Annotated in this window: 15 protein-coding genes; 9 read left to right on the top strand and 6 right to left on the bottom strand. The window is 63.3% G+C overall.

Annotated features, from left to right (window positions below; genetic code table 11):
* Nucleotide 1: 1 nt before the first annotated feature.
* Entirely contained in the window at nucleotides 2–856 is an 855-nt protein-coding gene (locus C5J22_RS08945; RefSeq protein WP_105437947.1) for a glycerophosphodiester phosphodiesterase, read from the bottom strand.
* Nucleotides 857–1061: 205 nt separating this feature from the next.
* Here C5J22_RS08945 and C5J22_RS08940 point away from each other — a divergent pair, with 205 nt between their 5' ends.
* From C5J22_RS08940 to C5J22_RS08930, 3 genes are all read left to right on the top strand, one after another.
* The gene (locus tag C5J22_RS08940; protein ID WP_105427168.1) at nucleotides 1062–1475 is read left to right on the top strand and encodes a DUF983 domain-containing protein; all 414 of its coding nucleotides are present in this window, start codon (nucleotides 1062–1064) and stop codon (nucleotides 1473–1475) included.
* An 87-nt stretch (nucleotides 1476–1562) separates the two neighbouring features.
* The gene (locus C5J22_RS08935; protein WP_038589101.1) at nucleotides 1563–1811 is read left to right on the top strand and encodes a hypothetical protein; all 249 of its coding nucleotides are present in this window, start codon (nucleotides 1563–1565) and stop codon (nucleotides 1809–1811) included.
* Between the two features lie 122 nt (nucleotides 1812–1933).
* On the top strand, nucleotides 1934–2791 hold the full coding sequence (locus C5J22_RS08930) for an SDR family oxidoreductase (RefSeq protein ID WP_105437946.1): 858 nt from the start codon (nucleotides 1934–1936) through the stop codon (nucleotides 2789–2791).
* A 74-nt stretch (nucleotides 2792–2865) separates the two neighbouring features.
* Here the strand turns inward: C5J22_RS08930 and C5J22_RS08925 are convergent, their stop codons facing one another.
* The 5 genes from C5J22_RS08925 to treZ all read right to left on the bottom strand — a co-directional run bounded on the left by C5J22_RS08925 (nucleotide 2866) and on the right by treZ (nucleotide 9273).
* Complete coding sequence (locus C5J22_RS08925; protein ID WP_105437945.1) at nucleotides 2866–3150, bottom strand: hypothetical protein; 285 nt, start codon at nucleotides 3148–3150, stop codon at nucleotides 2866–2868.
* Nucleotides 3147–4475, bottom strand: a complete 1329-nt coding sequence (locus tag C5J22_RS08920) for an NAD(P)/FAD-dependent oxidoreductase (protein ID WP_245440327.1) — start codon at nucleotides 4473–4475, stop codon at nucleotides 3147–3149. Before C5J22_RS08920 ends, C5J22_RS08925 begins: the two co-directional genes overlap by 4 nt.
* Nucleotides 4476–4591: 116 nt before the next feature.
* Nucleotides 4592–4765, bottom strand: coding sequence for a hypothetical protein (locus C5J22_RS08915; protein WP_172729913.1), 174 nt, complete (start codon nucleotides 4763–4765; stop codon nucleotides 4592–4594).
* 156 nt (nucleotides 4766–4921) lie between these two features.
* Nucleotides 4922–7465, bottom strand: coding sequence for a malto-oligosyltrehalose synthase (treY, locus tag C5J22_RS08910; protein WP_105437944.1), 2544 nt, complete (start codon nucleotides 7463–7465; stop codon nucleotides 4922–4924).
* Entirely contained in the window at nucleotides 7462–9273 is a 1812-nt protein-coding gene (treZ, locus tag C5J22_RS08905; RefSeq protein WP_105438126.1) for a malto-oligosyltrehalose trehalohydrolase, read from the bottom strand. The genes treY and treZ overlap by 4 nt, the downstream gene beginning before the upstream one ends.
* Before the next feature lie 186 nt (nucleotides 9274–9459).
* Between treZ and C5J22_RS08900 the strand changes: the two genes are divergently transcribed.
* The 6 genes from C5J22_RS08900 (at nucleotide 9460) to lpdA (ending at nucleotide 16573) form a co-directional block, all read left to right on the top strand.
* Nucleotides 9460–10590 carry an acyl-CoA dehydrogenase family protein gene (locus tag C5J22_RS08900; protein WP_105437943.1) on the top strand — a complete coding sequence of 377 codons (1131 nt, stop codon included), beginning with the start codon at nucleotides 9460–9462 and terminating at the stop codon, nucleotides 10588–10590.
* 10 nt (nucleotides 10591–10600) lie between these two features.
* Nucleotides 10601–11368, top strand: a complete 768-nt coding sequence (locus tag C5J22_RS08895) for an SDR family NAD(P)-dependent oxidoreductase (protein ID WP_105437942.1) — start codon at nucleotides 10601–10603, stop codon at nucleotides 11366–11368.
* Nucleotides 11369–11406: 38 nt separating this feature from the next.
* Entirely contained in the window at nucleotides 11407–12639 is a 1233-nt protein-coding gene (locus C5J22_RS08890) for a 3-methyl-2-oxobutanoate dehydrogenase (2-methylpropanoyl-transferring) subunit alpha (RefSeq protein WP_105400286.1), read from the top strand.
* A 202-nt stretch (nucleotides 12640–12841) separates the two neighbouring features.
* Nucleotides 12842–13855 (top strand): alpha-ketoacid dehydrogenase subunit beta, encoded by a 1014-nt coding sequence (locus C5J22_RS08885; RefSeq protein ID WP_046635010.1) that lies wholly within the window; start codon nucleotides 12842–12844, stop codon nucleotides 13853–13855.
* 3 nt (nucleotides 13856–13858) lie between these two features.
* Nucleotides 13859–15160, top strand: a complete 1302-nt coding sequence (locus tag C5J22_RS08880) for a dihydrolipoamide acetyltransferase family protein (RefSeq protein WP_105437941.1) — start codon at nucleotides 13859–13861, stop codon at nucleotides 15158–15160.
* 15 nt (nucleotides 15161–15175) lie between these two features.
* On the top strand, nucleotides 15176–16573 hold the full coding sequence (lpdA, locus tag C5J22_RS08875; RefSeq protein ID WP_105437940.1) for a dihydrolipoyl dehydrogenase: 1398 nt from the start codon (nucleotides 15176–15178) through the stop codon (nucleotides 16571–16573).
* Nucleotides 16574–16651: the final 78 nt, after the last annotated feature.

The following is a 16651-nucleotide window of genomic DNA, read 5'->3' as shown; positions in this document are numbered from 1 at the left end:
GTCAAGCGGAGATGGCCGCCCAGGCACGCTCGGTCGCGACCGGTTCGTCGGTGGTGATCTGATCCGGCTTCAGCTCCATCAGGGCGGAGAAGCTGCGGGCTTCGGCCTCGTCGAACCCGGCGTCCGGGTTCTTGAGATTGAAGGTCCAGGCATCCACCAGCCGGTCGGCATCGTGGCAGAGGCCGATCAAGTCGAGCCCGTCCTTGGCCGCCTGCAACACCAGCTGCCAGGCGAGATAGATGGTGTCCGGCTCGGTCGGGCCGGCGATATCGGCGCGAAGATCCGTCTCGACGGCCTTGAGGCCCTGATGGCGATGGATCTCGATGAGCTTGCCGGTCGGGTCGATGCCGCGCTTGAGGCCCGGCAGTCTCTGCTTGATGGCGACGACAAGATCGAGATCGGCGCCGCTGACGATGATCGAGGAGCCGGCATTGCCGAAATGATCCGCGAGATGATCCATGCCGCGTGCGCCGATCGCCTCAAACCCATCCTTCATGTCGAACTGCAGCAGGGCGTCCGGATGCGCTGTTTGAAGCATCGTCGCGAGATCCTCGCTGAGGATCGGCGGATGGCCACCCTGCAAAAGCGTCAGGCCGCGGATGGTTTCGGGCAAAGCCTCACGGATGAGGCCGTGGCCGGTGGTTTCACCTTCGAGTTCGTCGTCGTGCAGCACGACAAAACCGCCATCGGCGCGAACGCGCAGATCGAGTTCGCTCGATGCTCCGAGGCGAAAACCCTCTGCCATGACGCCGGCGGAAAACAGCGGGTCCTTGAAGCTGCGGCGCAGGCGATGCCACTTCAGCCGGGTGAAACGGCCCTGATGGGCGATGCCGAGGCCTGAAAATTCTGAAGCCATGAAATACCGTCTAAGGTGAAGGGCAGCGATTCGATCGATGCCAGACTATTGTTTTGAAGCTGCCTGCCATAGATCGATGACAGAAGTTTCGTGCCGAACCTCAAAAGCCGAGATTGCGCCCGGCAGGGAACGGCTTGTTATAGAGGTCTGCCGGATAAATATCTGGAAAGCACATTTTGTCTCCTGTCACGAAAGGCAGATTTCCATGTCCCATGACGCGAATTGGGCGCCGCTTCCTCCCTATAGCACCGGCCCGCGCGGCCGTTGCCCGCGTTGCGGCCAGGGACATCTGTTCAACGGGTTCCTGTCGATGCGGCCGGCCTGCGAGGTTTGCGGCCTCGATTATTCCTTCGCCGATCCGGGAGACGGTCCCGCCTTTTTCGTCATGTGCTTCGGCTGCATTCCGAGCATTGCGCTTGCGGTCTGGATCGAGACCAGTTTCCAGCCGCCATTCTGGGTGCATCTGCTGATCTCGCTGCCTTTCCTGCTCCTCACCTGCCTTGCGCCGATGCGGCCGTTGAAGGGCTGGCTGGTCGCGAGCCAGTATTTTTACAAGGCAGGCCCCGGCAAGGTCGACAAAAGCCCGTCACCGCCAAATGACTCACAGAACGGCGGCTGACTTGGCGATAGGATAAGACGGGGCAGGATGATGAGGAACAATCTTCTCCCCAAACCATTCGGCAGGTGACAGTTCAAGGAGCCTGCAATGTCCGATGCCGATGAAATCGAAATGGAAACGCGCCGACGGTCGCTCGCGGTCGAGGGGGCGATGCTCATGCTGATCGACGGTCTGGCCGCCCGGGGCACCATCTCTGCGGACGAGGCGGAGGACATGTTGCGGATACTGTCGAAGAGCTCGGATTCCTCTGCGGCACGGGCCGCAAGCTCGCTCCGGATCGTCAATCAGCTGAAGCGCCTGCGGCGCGGCGACGGAGCAATCACCCCTGGGGCGTGAGCCGGAAGGTGGGGTCGCGTCGCGTTTTCTCCTTTTTTGATTGTTCAATTTGATTGGGAACATCTCCAGACGAGGCCAGTTGGGGCGATCAGTTCGCGACCTCGACAACAAGGAAGATCTTGATGGCCCAGTATCCCACTCCGCCGTTTCCCGAACAGCAGCAGCCGATGCCGGGCTTTACCGGGCGCATGGATCCGGTGCCCGATCACGGCGAGCTTTCCTACCGCGGTTCCGGCCGGCTGGCCGGCAAGAAGGCGGTGATCACCGGCGGCGACAGCGGCATCGGCCGGGCGGTGGCGATCGCCTATGCGCGCGAGGGCGCCGATCTCTTGATTTCCTATCTGGACGAAGACGAGGATGCCGAGGATACCAAACGTTTGGTCGAGGAGGCCGGCCGCAAAGCGGTGCTGGTGCCGGGCGATATCAAGACCGCGGCGCATTGCCGGGCAATCATCGACAAGGCGGTCCAGGAGTTCGGCGGGATCGATATCCTCGTCAACAACGCCGCTCATCAGGCGACGTTTTCCGACATCGGCGACATCAGCGACGAAGAATGGGAACTGACCTTCCAGGTCAACATCCATGCGATGTTCTATCTCACCAAGGCGGCAGTTCCCCACATGAAGCCGGGTAGCGCCATCATCAACACGGCCTCGATCAATTCCGACACTCCGAACCCGACGCTGCTTGCCTATGCGACCACCAAGGGCGCGATCCAGAATTTCACGGCAGGTCTCGCACAGCTGCTGGCCGAAAAGGGGATACGCGCCAATGCGGTCGCGCCCGGGCCGATCTGGACGCCGCTCATCCCCTCCACCATGCCGGAAGACCGGGTGAAGGAATTCGGCAAGCAGGTGCCGATGAAACGTCCCGGCCAGCCGGCCGAGCTTGCGACGGCCTATGTGATGCTCGCCGATCCGCTCTCCAGCTACGTTTCCGGCACCACGATCGCCGTCACCGGCGGCAAGCCCATCCTGTAGTTAAGCTCTCCTCCCACGAAAACAGCGGCGGCGTGGGCTCCACGCCGCCGTTCATGTTTGGCGGGTACGCTTTCTCAGGTGCGGCGGCCGACTTCCCGGGCCAGATCCTCGAAACAGAATTTGGTGCCTTGCTCGCTCGCCTCGTTTGCCAGGAGCAGGAGCCGGATCGGAAAGGCGATCGCCTTCTGATGGGACGTCGACACGGCGAGCGGCTTGTCCTCGTCAAGCACGGTGCGTTCGGCCGCCTGCAGGGCGCTCTGAATGTCGGCATGGGAGACGACACCCTTCTCGACCAGAAGCCGGTTGATTGCGGCAACGGCGAGATAGAGGCCTTCGAGCTGCGGATTGGCGGTGTTCATGTCTCTGTCCTTTGCGTGGAAGACGGAACCGAGGTTGCGGCGTTTTCATCGATCAGCCGCGCTCCGCGCTGCTGGGTCAGGTAACGCCAGATCCATTGTACGCTAACCAGCAGGCGTTTTTCAAAATTGACGAGCAGGTAGACATGGACGAGCGCCCAGAGGAACCAGGCGACCCGACCTTTGAGCGTCCATTTGCCAAAATCGAAGATCGCGGCATCGCGGCCGATGACGGCGGTATTGCCACGATTGTGGAACCGGAAAGGCTGGGGCGCCTTGCCGTCCATCAGTCTCGCCCGCAGCGCCTTGCCGAGATATTGTCCCTGCTGCTTGGCGACCTGGGCGAGTGCCGGCAGCGGCTTGCCGTCCTCCGCAAGCCCCAGTGCCGTGTCGCCGATCGCAAAGATATCCGGAAAGCCGGTGATCGAGAGGTCCGGTTCGACCGGAATGCGCCCTCCCGCCTTGCCTTCGATGCCGAGCCATCTGGCTGCTGGCGAGGCTTTGACACCCGCACCCCAGATGACGCAGCTGGTGCGGAAACGCTGCGAGCCGGCGATGACCTCGTCCTTGGTGACGGATTCGACGGCCAGATTGGTCATCACCTCGACGCCGGCCTTTTCCAGGGCCTTCAGGGCGTATTGGGTGAGGTTGTCGGGAAAGGTGGCGAGGATCTTCGGGCCGGCTTCGATGAGGATGACCCGCATGTGATCCGGCTCGAGCTTGCGGAAATCGCGGGTGATCATGAAGTGGCCGAGCTCGGCGATCGCGCCGGCCATTTCGACGCCGGTCGGACCGCCGCCGATGATGACGCTGGTGAGCAGCGCCTTTTTTTCTTCCGGGTCATGGGACAGCTCTGCCTTCTCGAAGGCGAGCAGCAGGCGTTGGCGGATCAGCCTTGCTTCGTGGATGGTCTTCAAGCCCGGGGCCCAGGCGCGCCAGTCGTCATGGCCGAAATAGTTGTAGTCCGAGCCGGTGGCGATGACGAGACGGTCGTAAGGGACCGAGGTGCCGTTATCGAGCATCACGGTCTTGGCAGCCGCATCGACGCCGGTAACTTCCGCCAGCATGACGTTGATGTTCTTGAAGCGCCCGAGCGTGCGGCGGATCGGTTCCGATATGTCGGCGGGAGACAGTGCGGCGGTCGCGACCTGATAGAGCAGCGGCTGGAAAAGATTGTGGTTGCGCCGATCGATGACCGTCACGTCGATGGGGCTGTTGCCGAGCGCTCCGGCCGTCGCAAGCCCGCCGAAACCGGCGCCGACGATGACGACGCGTGGTGGTTTTGTTTCTCCGCCCGTCATGTCGTTCTTCAAAATTTCGTCGGCCATATTGCCCCACCCTTTTGGCGGGGCAAGGCCCCGCTTGACGCTCGTTCAACCCACGCCAGGCGCGTTTGTTCCAGCCATGTTTCACCGGAACCTTTTACGCCTGTCGCCGTTCAATTTCACGACATCAAAAGGAGAAAGTCATGAACAGCATCGTTTGGTTGGTCGGCGCGGTCGTCATCGTCATCGCCGTTCTGAATCTCGTTGGGTTTGCTTGATTTATTGAATGGAATCAAACGGAAGCCTTGCTTCCACCTGTAGCGAACTGAAAAGGAGACAGTCATGAACAGCATCGTATGGCTCGTTGGAGCCGTCGTTATCGTTCTCGCCGTCCTGTCCTTCATCGGCATAGGCTGATCGGTGAGAAGCAAGACTGAAGGATATCGAAAAGGCGCCGTCCGTTTTAGGATCGGCGCCTTTTCCTTGTGAGGCTCTTTGACGTAGCTGCACTATTCCGCCAGCAGGAGCACGAAGGGGTGGTCGCCGAACGCCCAGTTGACGGCGATGCGATCCTTGGGATCGACGACCTTGCCGGTGCAGACATCGCGATATCGGCGGTGCCCCAGCCTTTCGGGCAGGGTTATCTCCGTTTCCGCCCAGCGTTCGGACCGGGACGGGGCGAGGCCCGCATGCAGCGCACTGAACACCAGCCGCGGGGCGATGACGATGAAGGCGTCGTCCATGTCGGCGCGGGCGAAGGCTATGACGTTGTCGGCGCGCTTGCCCGACGCTCCGAGCGGCAGATATTCCCCCCGCCGGAACAAGGTCGGCGCCTCCTGGCGAACGCGCAGCAGGGTGGCAATGACATGCTGTTTTAGCCGACCGCTCTGCCATTCGTCCTCCTCGGTGGAGGCAAGCTTTTCCTTCTCCGTCAACCGTTGCTGCAGCGTGTCGAAATCCGGCTCGCGGCGGTTGTCCGGATCGACGAGGCTGAGGTCGAGGCCTTCGCTGCCCTGGTAGATGTCGGGTACGCCCGGCGCCGTCAGCTTGATGATCGTCTGGGTGACGCTGTTCACCAGGCCTGCTCGGATGAAGGGGCGCAAGGTATCGGTGAAGTCTGCCAGAAAGGCCTGGTTGTTGGGCGACAGAAGCGTGCGGGCGTACTCCAGGACGGCCTTCTCGTAGGTCTCATTTGGATCGCCCCAGTTGGTGCGCAGCTTCGCCTCGCGCAGTGCCTTTTCGACATAGCCGAGGAAACGCGTCTCCAGCGCCTTGAGGCCTGCCGCGTCTTCGGTGTGGAGATCGTTCGGCCAGGCGCCGGCGAGCGCCTGGTAGAGCATCCATTCGACCGCAGGTTCCGGAGCGGGTCCGTCGTCCAGCGCGCGGACTGCTTGCCCGTTGATCCTGCGCCAGCGATCCACGCCATCGGTCCACAGATCAGGGGCCTCGGTGATCGCATAAAGCCGGGCGCGGGCATCCTCGCCGCGCTTGGTATCGTGGGTCGAGGTGCCAGAAAGGGCGTCGGGTTGCCTTTCCAGCCGCACCTGCATTTCCGCGTGGAAGCGATCGAGCGAGAAGCTGCGGGGCAGGGGCTCGGCACCGACCTCGTTGAGCGCCAGCGCCATATGCTGCCGGAAGAACAGCGTATCTTCCACGGATTTCGCCATCAGCGGGCCGGTGAGCTGCTGGAAACGGGTGCGGAAGATCGACGCGCTGCTCGCTGCGGCCTGCTCGACATCGCCGATCAGGATCCGTTCCACGAAGGCGAGCGCCGCGTCGTCCGGCGGGTTCGGGCCGTTGCGCACCTTGGCCAGAACTTTCGCCAGCATCTCCCGACCTTCGGGTGGAATGCCCTCCCACGTGCCGTAGGTGCGGTAGACCGGGAAAGCGACGAGCAGTTCCCGCAGCGCCGACTTCACCGCCGCCTCCGACAGAGCGGATTCGCGGTTCTCCGTAGGCTGGATCTGCATGGCGATATTCAGCAGCGTCGAAACCTCGCCGGCGAAATTGTTGTCGGCCATCAGGAGCTTTGCGGCCCGCAGTTCGGCTTCCATGTCGACCGGTTGGCCGGTGATCTTTTCGTAGGCGCTGCGCAGTTCGTCCAGCTTGCGGCCGTCGACCAGGGCGTCGCTGAGGGCTGCGATGAACTCATAGCCGGTCGTGCCGGAGGTCGGCCAGTCTGCCGGGATCTGTTCGCCTTCTCCGAGGATCTTTTCGACGGTGATGTAACAATCCGGCCCGGCCTCCTGCCGCAGGCGTTCGAGATAGCCCTTCGGGTCGGCGAGGCCGTCGACGTGGTCTACGCGCAGGCCGTCAATTTTGCCGTCACGGACGAGTTCGAGGATCAGCCGGTGGGTATCGTCAAATACGGCGCCATCCTCGACCCGCACGCCGGCAAGCCCGGTAATCTCGAAGAAGCGGCGATAGGAGAGTTCGCGCGGTGCATCCCGCCAAGACATCAGCCGGTAGGGCTGCTGGTCGTGCAGCCTGGCAATCGCGGCGCGATCGGTGATCTTCAGCGCTTCCGTCTCGCGGCCGGCGTAACTCGCCGGTACCAGCGGATAAAACGTGTCGTAATAGACCAAGGCGGGTTTGCCGGTTTTCGGATCGGCTTTGAGGGAAATCTCCCCGACTTCCAGCATCTTCTCGAACGTATCGCCGAGGAAGGGCAGCGTCAGGCTCATCTTCCAGTCGATATCGAAATGGCCGGCATATCGGCTGTTCTCGCCGTTTTCGACGACATCGCGCCACCAGGGATTTTCCAGCGACGCGGCCATGTGGTTCGGGACGATATCGAGGATCAGGCCGAGGCCCTCGGCCTTCAACGCCTTCACCATGCGTTCGAAACCGTCCCGACCACCGATCGCCGGGTCTATCTCATTGGCGTCGGTGACGTCGTAGCCGTGGGTGGAGCCGGTCGTGGCGGTGAAGATGGGTGAGGCGTAGAGGTGGCTGATGCCGAGCCGCTTCAGATAAGGCACCAGTCCGCTTACGCGATTGAAGGTCATGCCGTTGCGGAACTGAATGCGATAGGTGGCGGTCGGGATCATCATGCGGCGTCTCCGACTGCTTCGAAACCGACGAGCACGGAATTGGGCGGCAGGTCCTTCCCCTGTTCCGGCCACGCAAAGATCACCCTGCCGGGCATGTCCGGCAGCGCCTGCGCCTTTTCACTGAGGTTGAGCGCCATCGAAAGCGTGCCTTTCGGGAAGACCCAGGAGACCGCCAGGAAGTCCTTGTCCGTCATCAGCACCTTGCCGGAGCGACCGCCTGCGGAGCCGAGCAGGGGCATCACGATGTCCCGCCGCAGCTTCAGCAACGTCCTGGTAAACTCCAGCCAGTCGTTGCCGTCCGCCGATTCCAGCCTCTTCCAGTCGAGCCTGCAGACGTCGAAGGTCTTTCTGGCATTCGGATCGGGAACGGTCTCTCCCTCGTGGCCCGCATGCCCTTCAAACTCCTTGCGGCGCCCGTCCCGCACGGCCTTGGCAAGCTCGCCATGGAAATCGGTGAAGAACAGGAAGGGGTTGGTCTCGCCATATTCTTCGCCCATGAAGAGAAGCGGGATATGCGGCGAGAGAAGAAGCATGGCGAGCAGCGCCTTCACCTTGTCGGGACCGGCAAGCTCGATCAGCCTCTCGCCCTGGGCGCGGTTGCCGACCTGGTCGTGGTTCTGGATGAAATCCACGAAGGCGACCGGCGGCTGATCGAGGCTGGACACGCCGCGCTTTTTACCGGTCTGCGGCGAGACCTCGCCCTGGTAGGCGAAACCTTCCGCCAGCACCCGCGCCACCAGCTTTTCCGGCTCCTTGGCGAAGTCCTTGTAATAGGCATGCGTCTCGTCGGTCGCGAAGACATGGACGGCGTTGTGAAGGTCGTCGTTCCACTCGGCGGTGAAGAGCCGCGCCTTGCCATCCTCGTCTCGTGGATGCAGGAAGGTGACGTTGCGGCTGTCCTCCGTGGTCAGGTGGATGGCGCGCTCGGGGATTTCGGCGCGGATGCGCTCGGCGATCTCGATCAGCACATGTTTTTCGGACGGGTCGTTAATCTGGTCGATGGCGTCGAAACGCAATCCGTCGAGATGGAACTCCTCCAGCCAGTAGAGCGCGCATTCCATGATGTAGCGCCGCACCGGCTCGACGTCATAGGCGATTGCGGCGCCCCAGGGCGTCATCTTTTGCCTGTGGAAGAAGGCGGGCGCCAGAAGCGGCAGATAATTGCCCTCCGGGCCGAAATGGTTGAGCACGATATCGAGAACCACCGTCAGCCCATGACCGTGGGCGGCATCGATGAAGGCCTTGAAATCCTCAGGCGGACCGTAGGCGGCATGAGGCGCATAGAGGAGCACGCCGTCATAACCCCAGCCGCGGTTCCCGCCGAAATGGGCGACCGGCATGACCTCGATCATGGTGATGCCGAGGTCTGCGAGATAGGGCAGCTTGTCGATCGCGGCGCGGAATGTGCCTGCTTCCGTAAACGTGCCGATATGGATTTCGTAGACGACCGTTTCTTCCCAGGGCCGGCCCTGCCATTCCGGATGCTGCCAGGTGTAGCTGGTCGGGTCGATCACCAGCGACGGGCCGTTGACGCTGTCCTTCTGGCCGCGTGAGGCGGGATCGGGCACGACCATGCCATCGGCGAGGACATAGGCATATTCGGCGCCGGGGGTGATGCCGGTGGCGAGCAGCTCGAACCAGCCGTCGTCGCTGCGGCTCATCTCGGTATCTTCGCCGTTCAGCCTCAGCGTCACGGTCTCCTGGCCGGGTGCCCAGAGCCGGAACCGCACCTCGCCGGCGGCGACATATTCGGCTCCCCATGTCTTTGGAAACGCGCGAAACTCGGTGACGGCATTCGATTTCGGCATGCTGACCAGCCCCTGGTTGAGAGAGACCGGCAAACGGCCGAAGAGGCTTCGAGTTCCATTGTGGGGCATAGGCGCAATAAAATTGCGCGCGAGAGTAACAAATAACAAGTTCAAAGGAGTAGTCGCGGGCCCGGTTCGGTCCTAATTTAGTACTCATGCAGACGGTTTCGGGGAGGAGATCAGTGCATGCTGACTGAGGAAGAAGAGCTTATCCGCTCGACTGCCGCGGAGTTTTCCCGGGAGTTGCTGAAACCCGGAGCTGCTGCGCGCGACAAGTCGCATGCGATCGAGCCGGACGTTCTGAAACAACTCGGCGAACTCGGGTTTCTCGGCATGCGCACGGCGGAGGAATGGGGCGGCGTCGGCTGTTCCTATGTCGCTTATGCCTGCGCGCTGATGGAGATAGCTGCCGGCGACGGCGCGGTCTCGACGCTGGTCAGCGTCCACAATTCGCCAGTCTGCTCCCTCCTCGATATGCATGCTTCCAACGAGCAGAAGGAACGGTTTCTCAGGCCGCTCGCCGAAGGCCGTCATATCGGCGCCTTCGCGCTGACCGAGGCCGATACCGGCTCGGACGCCGCGGCAATCCGAACCCGGGCGACGAAGGACGGCAGCGACTATGTCGTCAACGGCTCGAAGATGTTCATCACGTCCGGCAAGATCGCCGGCACGGTGATCATCTTTGCGGTTACCGATCCGAGCGCCGGAAAACGCGGCATCTCCGCCTTCGTCACCTCGACGGATGTGCCCGGATTTTCGATTTCCAAGATCGAGGACAAGCTCGGCCAGAAGGCGTCCGATACCGCGGCGCTGATGTTCGACAACCTGCGCATTCCGGAAAGCCAGCGGATCGGGGCCGAAGGCGCCGGTTTGAAGATCGCGCTGTCGGGGCTGGAGGCGGGCCGGATCGGCATCGCCGCGCAATGCGTCGGCATGGCGCAGGCGGCGTTCGATGTGGCGCTCACCTACGCCAAGGAGCGCAAGACATTCGGGAAGCTGCTGCTCGAGCACCAGGCGGTCGCCTTCCGGCTGGCGGATGCGAAAACCCAGATCGAGGCAGCGCGGCAGCTCGTGCTGCATGCGGCGCGGCTGAAGGATCGCGGCGAACCCTGCCTCGACGAAGCCTGCATGGCTAAGCTGTTCGCCTCCGAAATGGCTGAAAAGGTCTGCTCGGCGGCGATCCAGACGCTCGGTGGCTACGGTTATATCTCCGATTTCCCTGTCGAGCGCATCTATCGCGATGTCCGCGTCTGCCAGATCTACGAGGGCACGTCCGACATCCAGAAGATCATTATCGCCCGCGGCCTGGCGAACTGAGGAGGACGGGATGCGGATCGAAGGCGGAAATTTTCTGGTGACCGGTGCCGCTTCCGGCCTTGGGCTCGCGACAGCTAAAATGCTTGTCGAAGCCGGCGGTTGCGTGGCTTTGCTCGACCTCGACGAGACGAGCGGTCGGGCAAGAGCGGAGGAACTCGGCAAGGGCACGATCTTCGTGAAGACGGATGTGCGAAGCGGTGAGGCGGTCGAAAATGCGGTTACCAAGGCGGAGGCCGCCAACGGACCGATCCGGGGCGCCGTCTGCTGCGCCGGCATCGCGCCGTCGGAAAAGGTGCTCGGCAGGGAAGGCGTCCATGCGCTCGAAAGTTTTGCCCGCGCGCTGGAGATCAACACGATTGGCACGTTCAACGTGATCCGGCTGGTGGCGCAGGCGATTGCGAGAGCCAAGCCGAACGAGGAGGGCGAGCGTGGCGTGCTTGTCGCCACGGCCTCGGTTGCTGCCTATGACGGGCAGATCGGCCAAGCCGCCTATTCCGCCTCCAAGGCGGCGGTGGCCGGCATGACGCTGCCGATCGCCCGCGAGCTGGCCCGCGACGGTATCCGCATGATGACGATCGCGCCCGGCATTTTCGAAACGCCGATGATGGCCGGATTTTCCGACGAGGTGCGTGCCTCGCTGGGTAAGTCGGTGCCGTTTCCGCCGCGGCTCGGGCGCCCGGCGGAATTCGCCCGGCTGGTGCGCGACATTATCGAAAACCCGATGCTGAACGGTGAAGTGATCCGTCTCGACGGAGCGCTCAGGATGGCGCCGCGTTGAACGACTGATTTTGACCGGTTCTTTGGGAGGAGAAACGAATGACGGATGGACAGAGACTGAGCCTGCATGTGCCGGAGCCGGAAGTGCGGCCGGGCGGCAAGCCGGATTTCTCCAATGTGCCGATCCCGAAGGCCGGTTCGGTTCGGCGGCCGGAGGTGGATGTCGATCCGAAGGAGATCCGCGACCTCGCCTATTCGATCATTCGCGTGCTCGACCGCGAGGGCGAGGCGGTCGGTCCCTGGGCCGGGTCGCTGACCGACGAGGAACTGATGGAGGGCCTCAAGCACATGATGCTGCTGCGCGTCTTCGACAGCCGCATGCTGATGGCGCAGCGGCAGGGCAAGACGTCCTTCTACATGCAGCATCTCGGCGAGGAGGCGGTCTCCTGCGCCTTCCGCAAGGCGCTTCTCCCCGGCGACATGAACTTTCCGACTTATCGTCAGGCCGGCCTGCTGATCGCCGGCGGCTATCCGATGGTCGAGATGATGAACCAGATCTATTCCAACGACGCCGATCCCTTGAAGGGGCGGCAGCTGCCGATCATGTATTCGGCAAAGGACTACGGCTTCTTCACGATCTCGGGCAATCTCGCCACGCAATATGTCCAGGCCGTCGGCTGGGCCATGGCGTCGGCGATCAAGAACGACACGAAGATCGCCGCGGCCTGGATCGGCGACGGGTCGACGGCGGAGTCGGATTTTCATTCGGCACTGGTCTTTGCGTCCACCTACCGGGCGCCTGTCGTCCTCAATGTCGTCAACAACCAGTGGGCCATCTCGACCTTCCAGGGCGTCGCCCGCGGCGGATCCGGCACCTTTGCGGCCCGCGGCCTCGGTTACGGCCTGCCGTCGCTGCGCGTCGACGGCAACGACTATCTCGCCGTGCACGCGGTTGCCAAGTGGGCGGCAGAGCGGGCCCGGCGCAATATCGGCCCGACGCTGGTCGAATACGTCACCTATCGCGTCGGCGCGCATTCCACCTCCGACGATCCGTCCGCCTATCGCCCGAAGGAGGAGTCCGAGGCCTGGCCGCTGGGCGATCCGGTCATCCGGTTGAAGAACCACCTGATCCGCATCGGCACCTGGAGCGAGGAGCGCCATCGCCAGATGGAAGCGGAAATCCGCGACACGGTCGTCGCTGCCCAGAAGGAGGCGGAGCGCCACGGCACGCTGCATTCCGGCGGCAGGCCGTCGATGCGGGACATGTTCGAAGGCGTCTATGCCGAAATGCCGCCGCACCTGAAGCGGCAGCGGCAGCAGGCGGGGGTGTGATGATGATTGTTTTTAATCTTGAAAGACCCCTCCCCAACCCCTCCCCACAAGGGGGAGGGGCTAACCCGGCCTCGCTGTCGCCTGATGTAAAATGGGGCGGTGCCACGAGTTATCTCCCCCCTTGTGGGGGAGATGGCCGGCAGGCCAGGAGGGGTCTTGCTTCCTCCGATCTCGATGCCAACCTTTTCCGGGAGGCCCGCCCATGCCGCGCATGACGATGATCGAGGCGATCCGTAGCGCCATGGATGTCTCCATGGAGCGCGACGACGACGTGGTCGTGTTCGGCGAGGATGTCGGTTATTTCGGAGGCGTCTTCCGTGGCACCCAGGGCCTCCAGCAGAAATACGGCAAGACGCGCTGCTTCGATGCGCCGATCAACGAATCCGGCATCGTCGGCGTGGCGATCGGCATGGCGGCCTACGGGCTGAAACCCTGCGTCGAGATCCAGTTCGCCGATTACATGTATCCCGCCTACGACCAGCTGACCCAGGAGGCTGCGCGGCTGCGCTATCGTTCCAACGGCGACTTCACCTGCGGCATAACCGTGCGGATGCCGACCGGCGGGGGCATCTTTGGGGGTCAGACGCACAGCCAGAGCCCGGAGGCGCTGTTCACGCATGTCTGCGGCCTGCAGGTGGTGGTGCCGTCCAACCCTTATGACGCCAAGGGCCTGCTGATCGCCTCGATCGAAAATCCCGACCCGGTGATCTTCCTCGAACCGAAGCGGCTCTATAACGGCCCGTTCGACGGTCATCACGATCGGCCGGTGACGTCCTGGGCCGGTCATCCGCTCGGCGAGGTACCGGCCGAGCACTATGTCGTTCCGCTCGGCAAGGCGGTGGTGCGGCGGCCGGGTTCTGCGGTGACCGTGCTCGCCTATGGCACGATGGTGCATGTGGCCGAGGCGACAGCCGAGGAGACCGGTATCGACGCCGAAGTGATCGACCTGCGCACCCTGATGCCGCTCGACCTCGATACCATCGTCACTTCGGTGAAGAAAACCGGCCGCTGCATGGTGGTCCACGAGGCGACGCTCACCTCCGGCTTTGGCGCGGAACTGGCGGCGCTGGTGCAGGAGCATTGTTTCTACAACCTCGAAGCCCCGGTCACCCGGGTCGCCGGCTGGGATACGCCTTACCCGCATGCGCAGGAATGGGATTATTTCCCGGGCCCGGCCCGCGTTGGCCGGGCGCTGCGCGACATGATGGAGGCCTGAGACATGGCGGAAAAACTCATCAAGCTGCCGGACGTCGGCGAAGGCGTCGCGGAAGCGGAACTGGTCGAATGGCACGTCGACGTCGGTGACCTGGTCCGCGAGGACATGGTGCTCGCGGCCGTGATGACCGGCAAGGCGACGGTCGAAATCCCATCGCCCGTGGAAGGCGAGGTGACCTTTCGGCACGGCGAGATCGGCGACATCATTGCAACCGGCACCGTCATCCTCAAGATCAGGATCGTGGGCGAGGGCAACGACGGTGAGGAGGAGCCGGAGATCGAGCTTCCGCTGTCCCAGCCCGAAGCCTTGTCCGTCGAACCGCAGAAGCAGTCCGAGCCGGTAGTGGAAAGGCCGAAGCCTGCTCCGGAGGTTATTTCTCAGAGGCCGGCGGCTTCATCTGCTCCGAGGAATGTCGGTGCCCCCCGTGCCGAGGGAGAAAAGCCGCTTGCGCCGCCGGCCGTCCGTCTTCGGGCGAAGGAGGCGGGCATCGATCTTCGGCAGGTGCCGGGCACCGGCCCGGCCGGCCGCATTACGCATGAGGATCTGGATCTGTTCCTCGACAGCCAGGGCGGCGGCGGTGTCGCTGCCGGGCTGCAGCCGAACAAGGCGGTTCAGGAGGTCAAGGTCGTCGGCCTGCGCCGCCGCATCGCCGAAAAGATGGCGCTGTCGAAATCCCGCATCCCCCACATCACCTATGTGGAGGAGGTCGACATGACCGCGCTGGAAGAGCTGCGGACCCGCATGAACGGCACCCAGAAGCCGGGCCGGCCGAAACTCACCATCCTGCCCTTCCTGATGCGGGCGATGGTCAAGGCGATCGGCGAACAGCCGGGCATTAATGCGCTTTACGACGACGAGGCCGGCATCATCCGTCAATATGGCGGCGTGCATATCGGCATTGCGGCGCAGACGCCGTCGGGCCTCGTCGTGCCGGTGGTCAAACATGCGGAAGCGCGCGACATCTTCGACTGCGCCCGGGAAGTGGCCCGGCTAAGCGATGCCGCCAAGAACGGTACCGCGCTGCGCGAGGAACTGTCCGGCTCGACGATCACCATCAGTTCGCTCGGCGCCATGGGCGGCATCGTTTCGACGCCGGTCATCAACCATCCGGAAGTGGCGATCATCGGCGTCAACAAGCTTGCCGTCCGGCCGCATTGGGACGGGGCGCAGTTCGTGCCGCGCAAGATGATGAACCTGTCCTCCAGCTTCGATCACCGGGTGATCGACGGCTGGGATGCCGCGACATTCGTACAGCGCTTGAAGGCGCTGATGGAAACGCCGGCGCTAATCTTCGTCGAGGAGTGAGGTGAGAGAAGAACAATGAAAGAGATCACCTGCAAGCTCCTCGTCCTCGGGGCCGGTCCGGGAGGCTATGTCTGCGCCATCCGGGCCGGCCAGTTGGGGATCGATACGGTCATCGTCGAAATGGCGAAACCGGGCGGCACCTGCCTCAACATCGGCTGCATTCCCTCCAAGGCGATCATCCACGCGGCCGACGATTTTGCGAAGACCATCGCAATGGCGGCCGGCAAAAATGCGATGGGCATCCGCACCGACAACCCGGTTATCGATCTTGCCAAAACCATGGCCTGGAAGGACGGCATTACCGGCCGGCTGACGCTGGGCGTTGCCGGTCTCCTGAAAAAGGCCGGCGTCAAGATCGTGGTTGGCCGGGCGAAGTTTCGGGACGGCAAGACCGTCGCGGTGGAAACCGAAACGGGCGAGCAGGTCATCCGCGCCGAAAACATCGTCATCGCCACCGGTTCGGCGCCGGTCGAGTTGCCGATGCTGCCGTTCGGGGGCAAGGTCATTTCCTCGACCGGTGCACTGTCCCTGACCGAGGTGCCGGAGAGGCTTGCGGTGGTCGGCGCCGGGTATATCGGCCTCGAACTTGGGATCGCGTTTGCCAAGCTTGGAGCGAAGGTGACGATCGTCGAAGCGCTCGACCGCATCCTGCCGCTCTATGATACGCAGCTTACCCAGCCGGTCGCCAAGCGGCTCGCGGCTTTGGGCGTCGAGGTCCTGCTCGGCACCAAGGTCAAGGGCCTGTCTTCGAACGGAGGGGCGCTGCTGGCGGAGACCGGTGCCGGCGAGGAGAAACGCATCGCGGCCGACAAGATCCTCGTCACGGTCGGACGAAAGCCGGTGACCGATGGCTGGGGCCGCGAGGAGCTGGAACTCGACATGGATGGCCGGTTCCTGAAGGTCGACGAGCAGTGCCGCACCTCGATGCGCGGCATCTATGCGGTGGGCGACGTGACCGGCGAGCCGATGCTGGCGCACCGGGCAATGGCGCAGGGCGAGATGGTGGCCGAGATCGTCTCCGGCAAGCGCCGTTCCTGGGACAAGCGGGCCATCGCCGCCGTCTGCTTCACCGATCCGGAAATCGTTTCCGTGGGCCTGTCGCCGGAGGAGGCGAAGGCGCAGGGCCGCGAGATCAAGGTCGGGCAGTTTCCGTTCGCCGCCAACGGAAGGGCGATGACGCTATCGGCGGAGGAAGGGTTTGTCCGCATCGTGGCGCGGGCGGACAACCACCTTGTGCTCGGCATCCAGGCGGTCGGGGCTGGCATCTCCGAACTCTCGGCTGCCTTCGGGCTGGCGATCGAGATGGGCGCGCGGCTGGAAGATATCGCTGGCACGATCCATGCGCATCCGACCCAGTCCGAAGCTCTTGCGGAGGCGGCGATGAAGGCACTGGGGCATGCGCTGCATATGTGAAGCGAAGGGTTTGCCCCTCATCCGCCCTGTCGGGCACCTTCTCCCCGCTCGCGGGGAGAAGGAAATCCGCGGCGCCGT

The organism is Neorhizobium sp. T25_13, assembly GCF_002968675.1.
Lineage (GTDB): Bacteria > Pseudomonadota > Alphaproteobacteria > Rhizobiales > Rhizobiaceae > Neorhizobium > Neorhizobium tomejilense.
The sequence above is the reverse complement of the archived record's forward strand: the minus strand, read 5'-3'. Positions and strand labels throughout refer to the sequence as shown.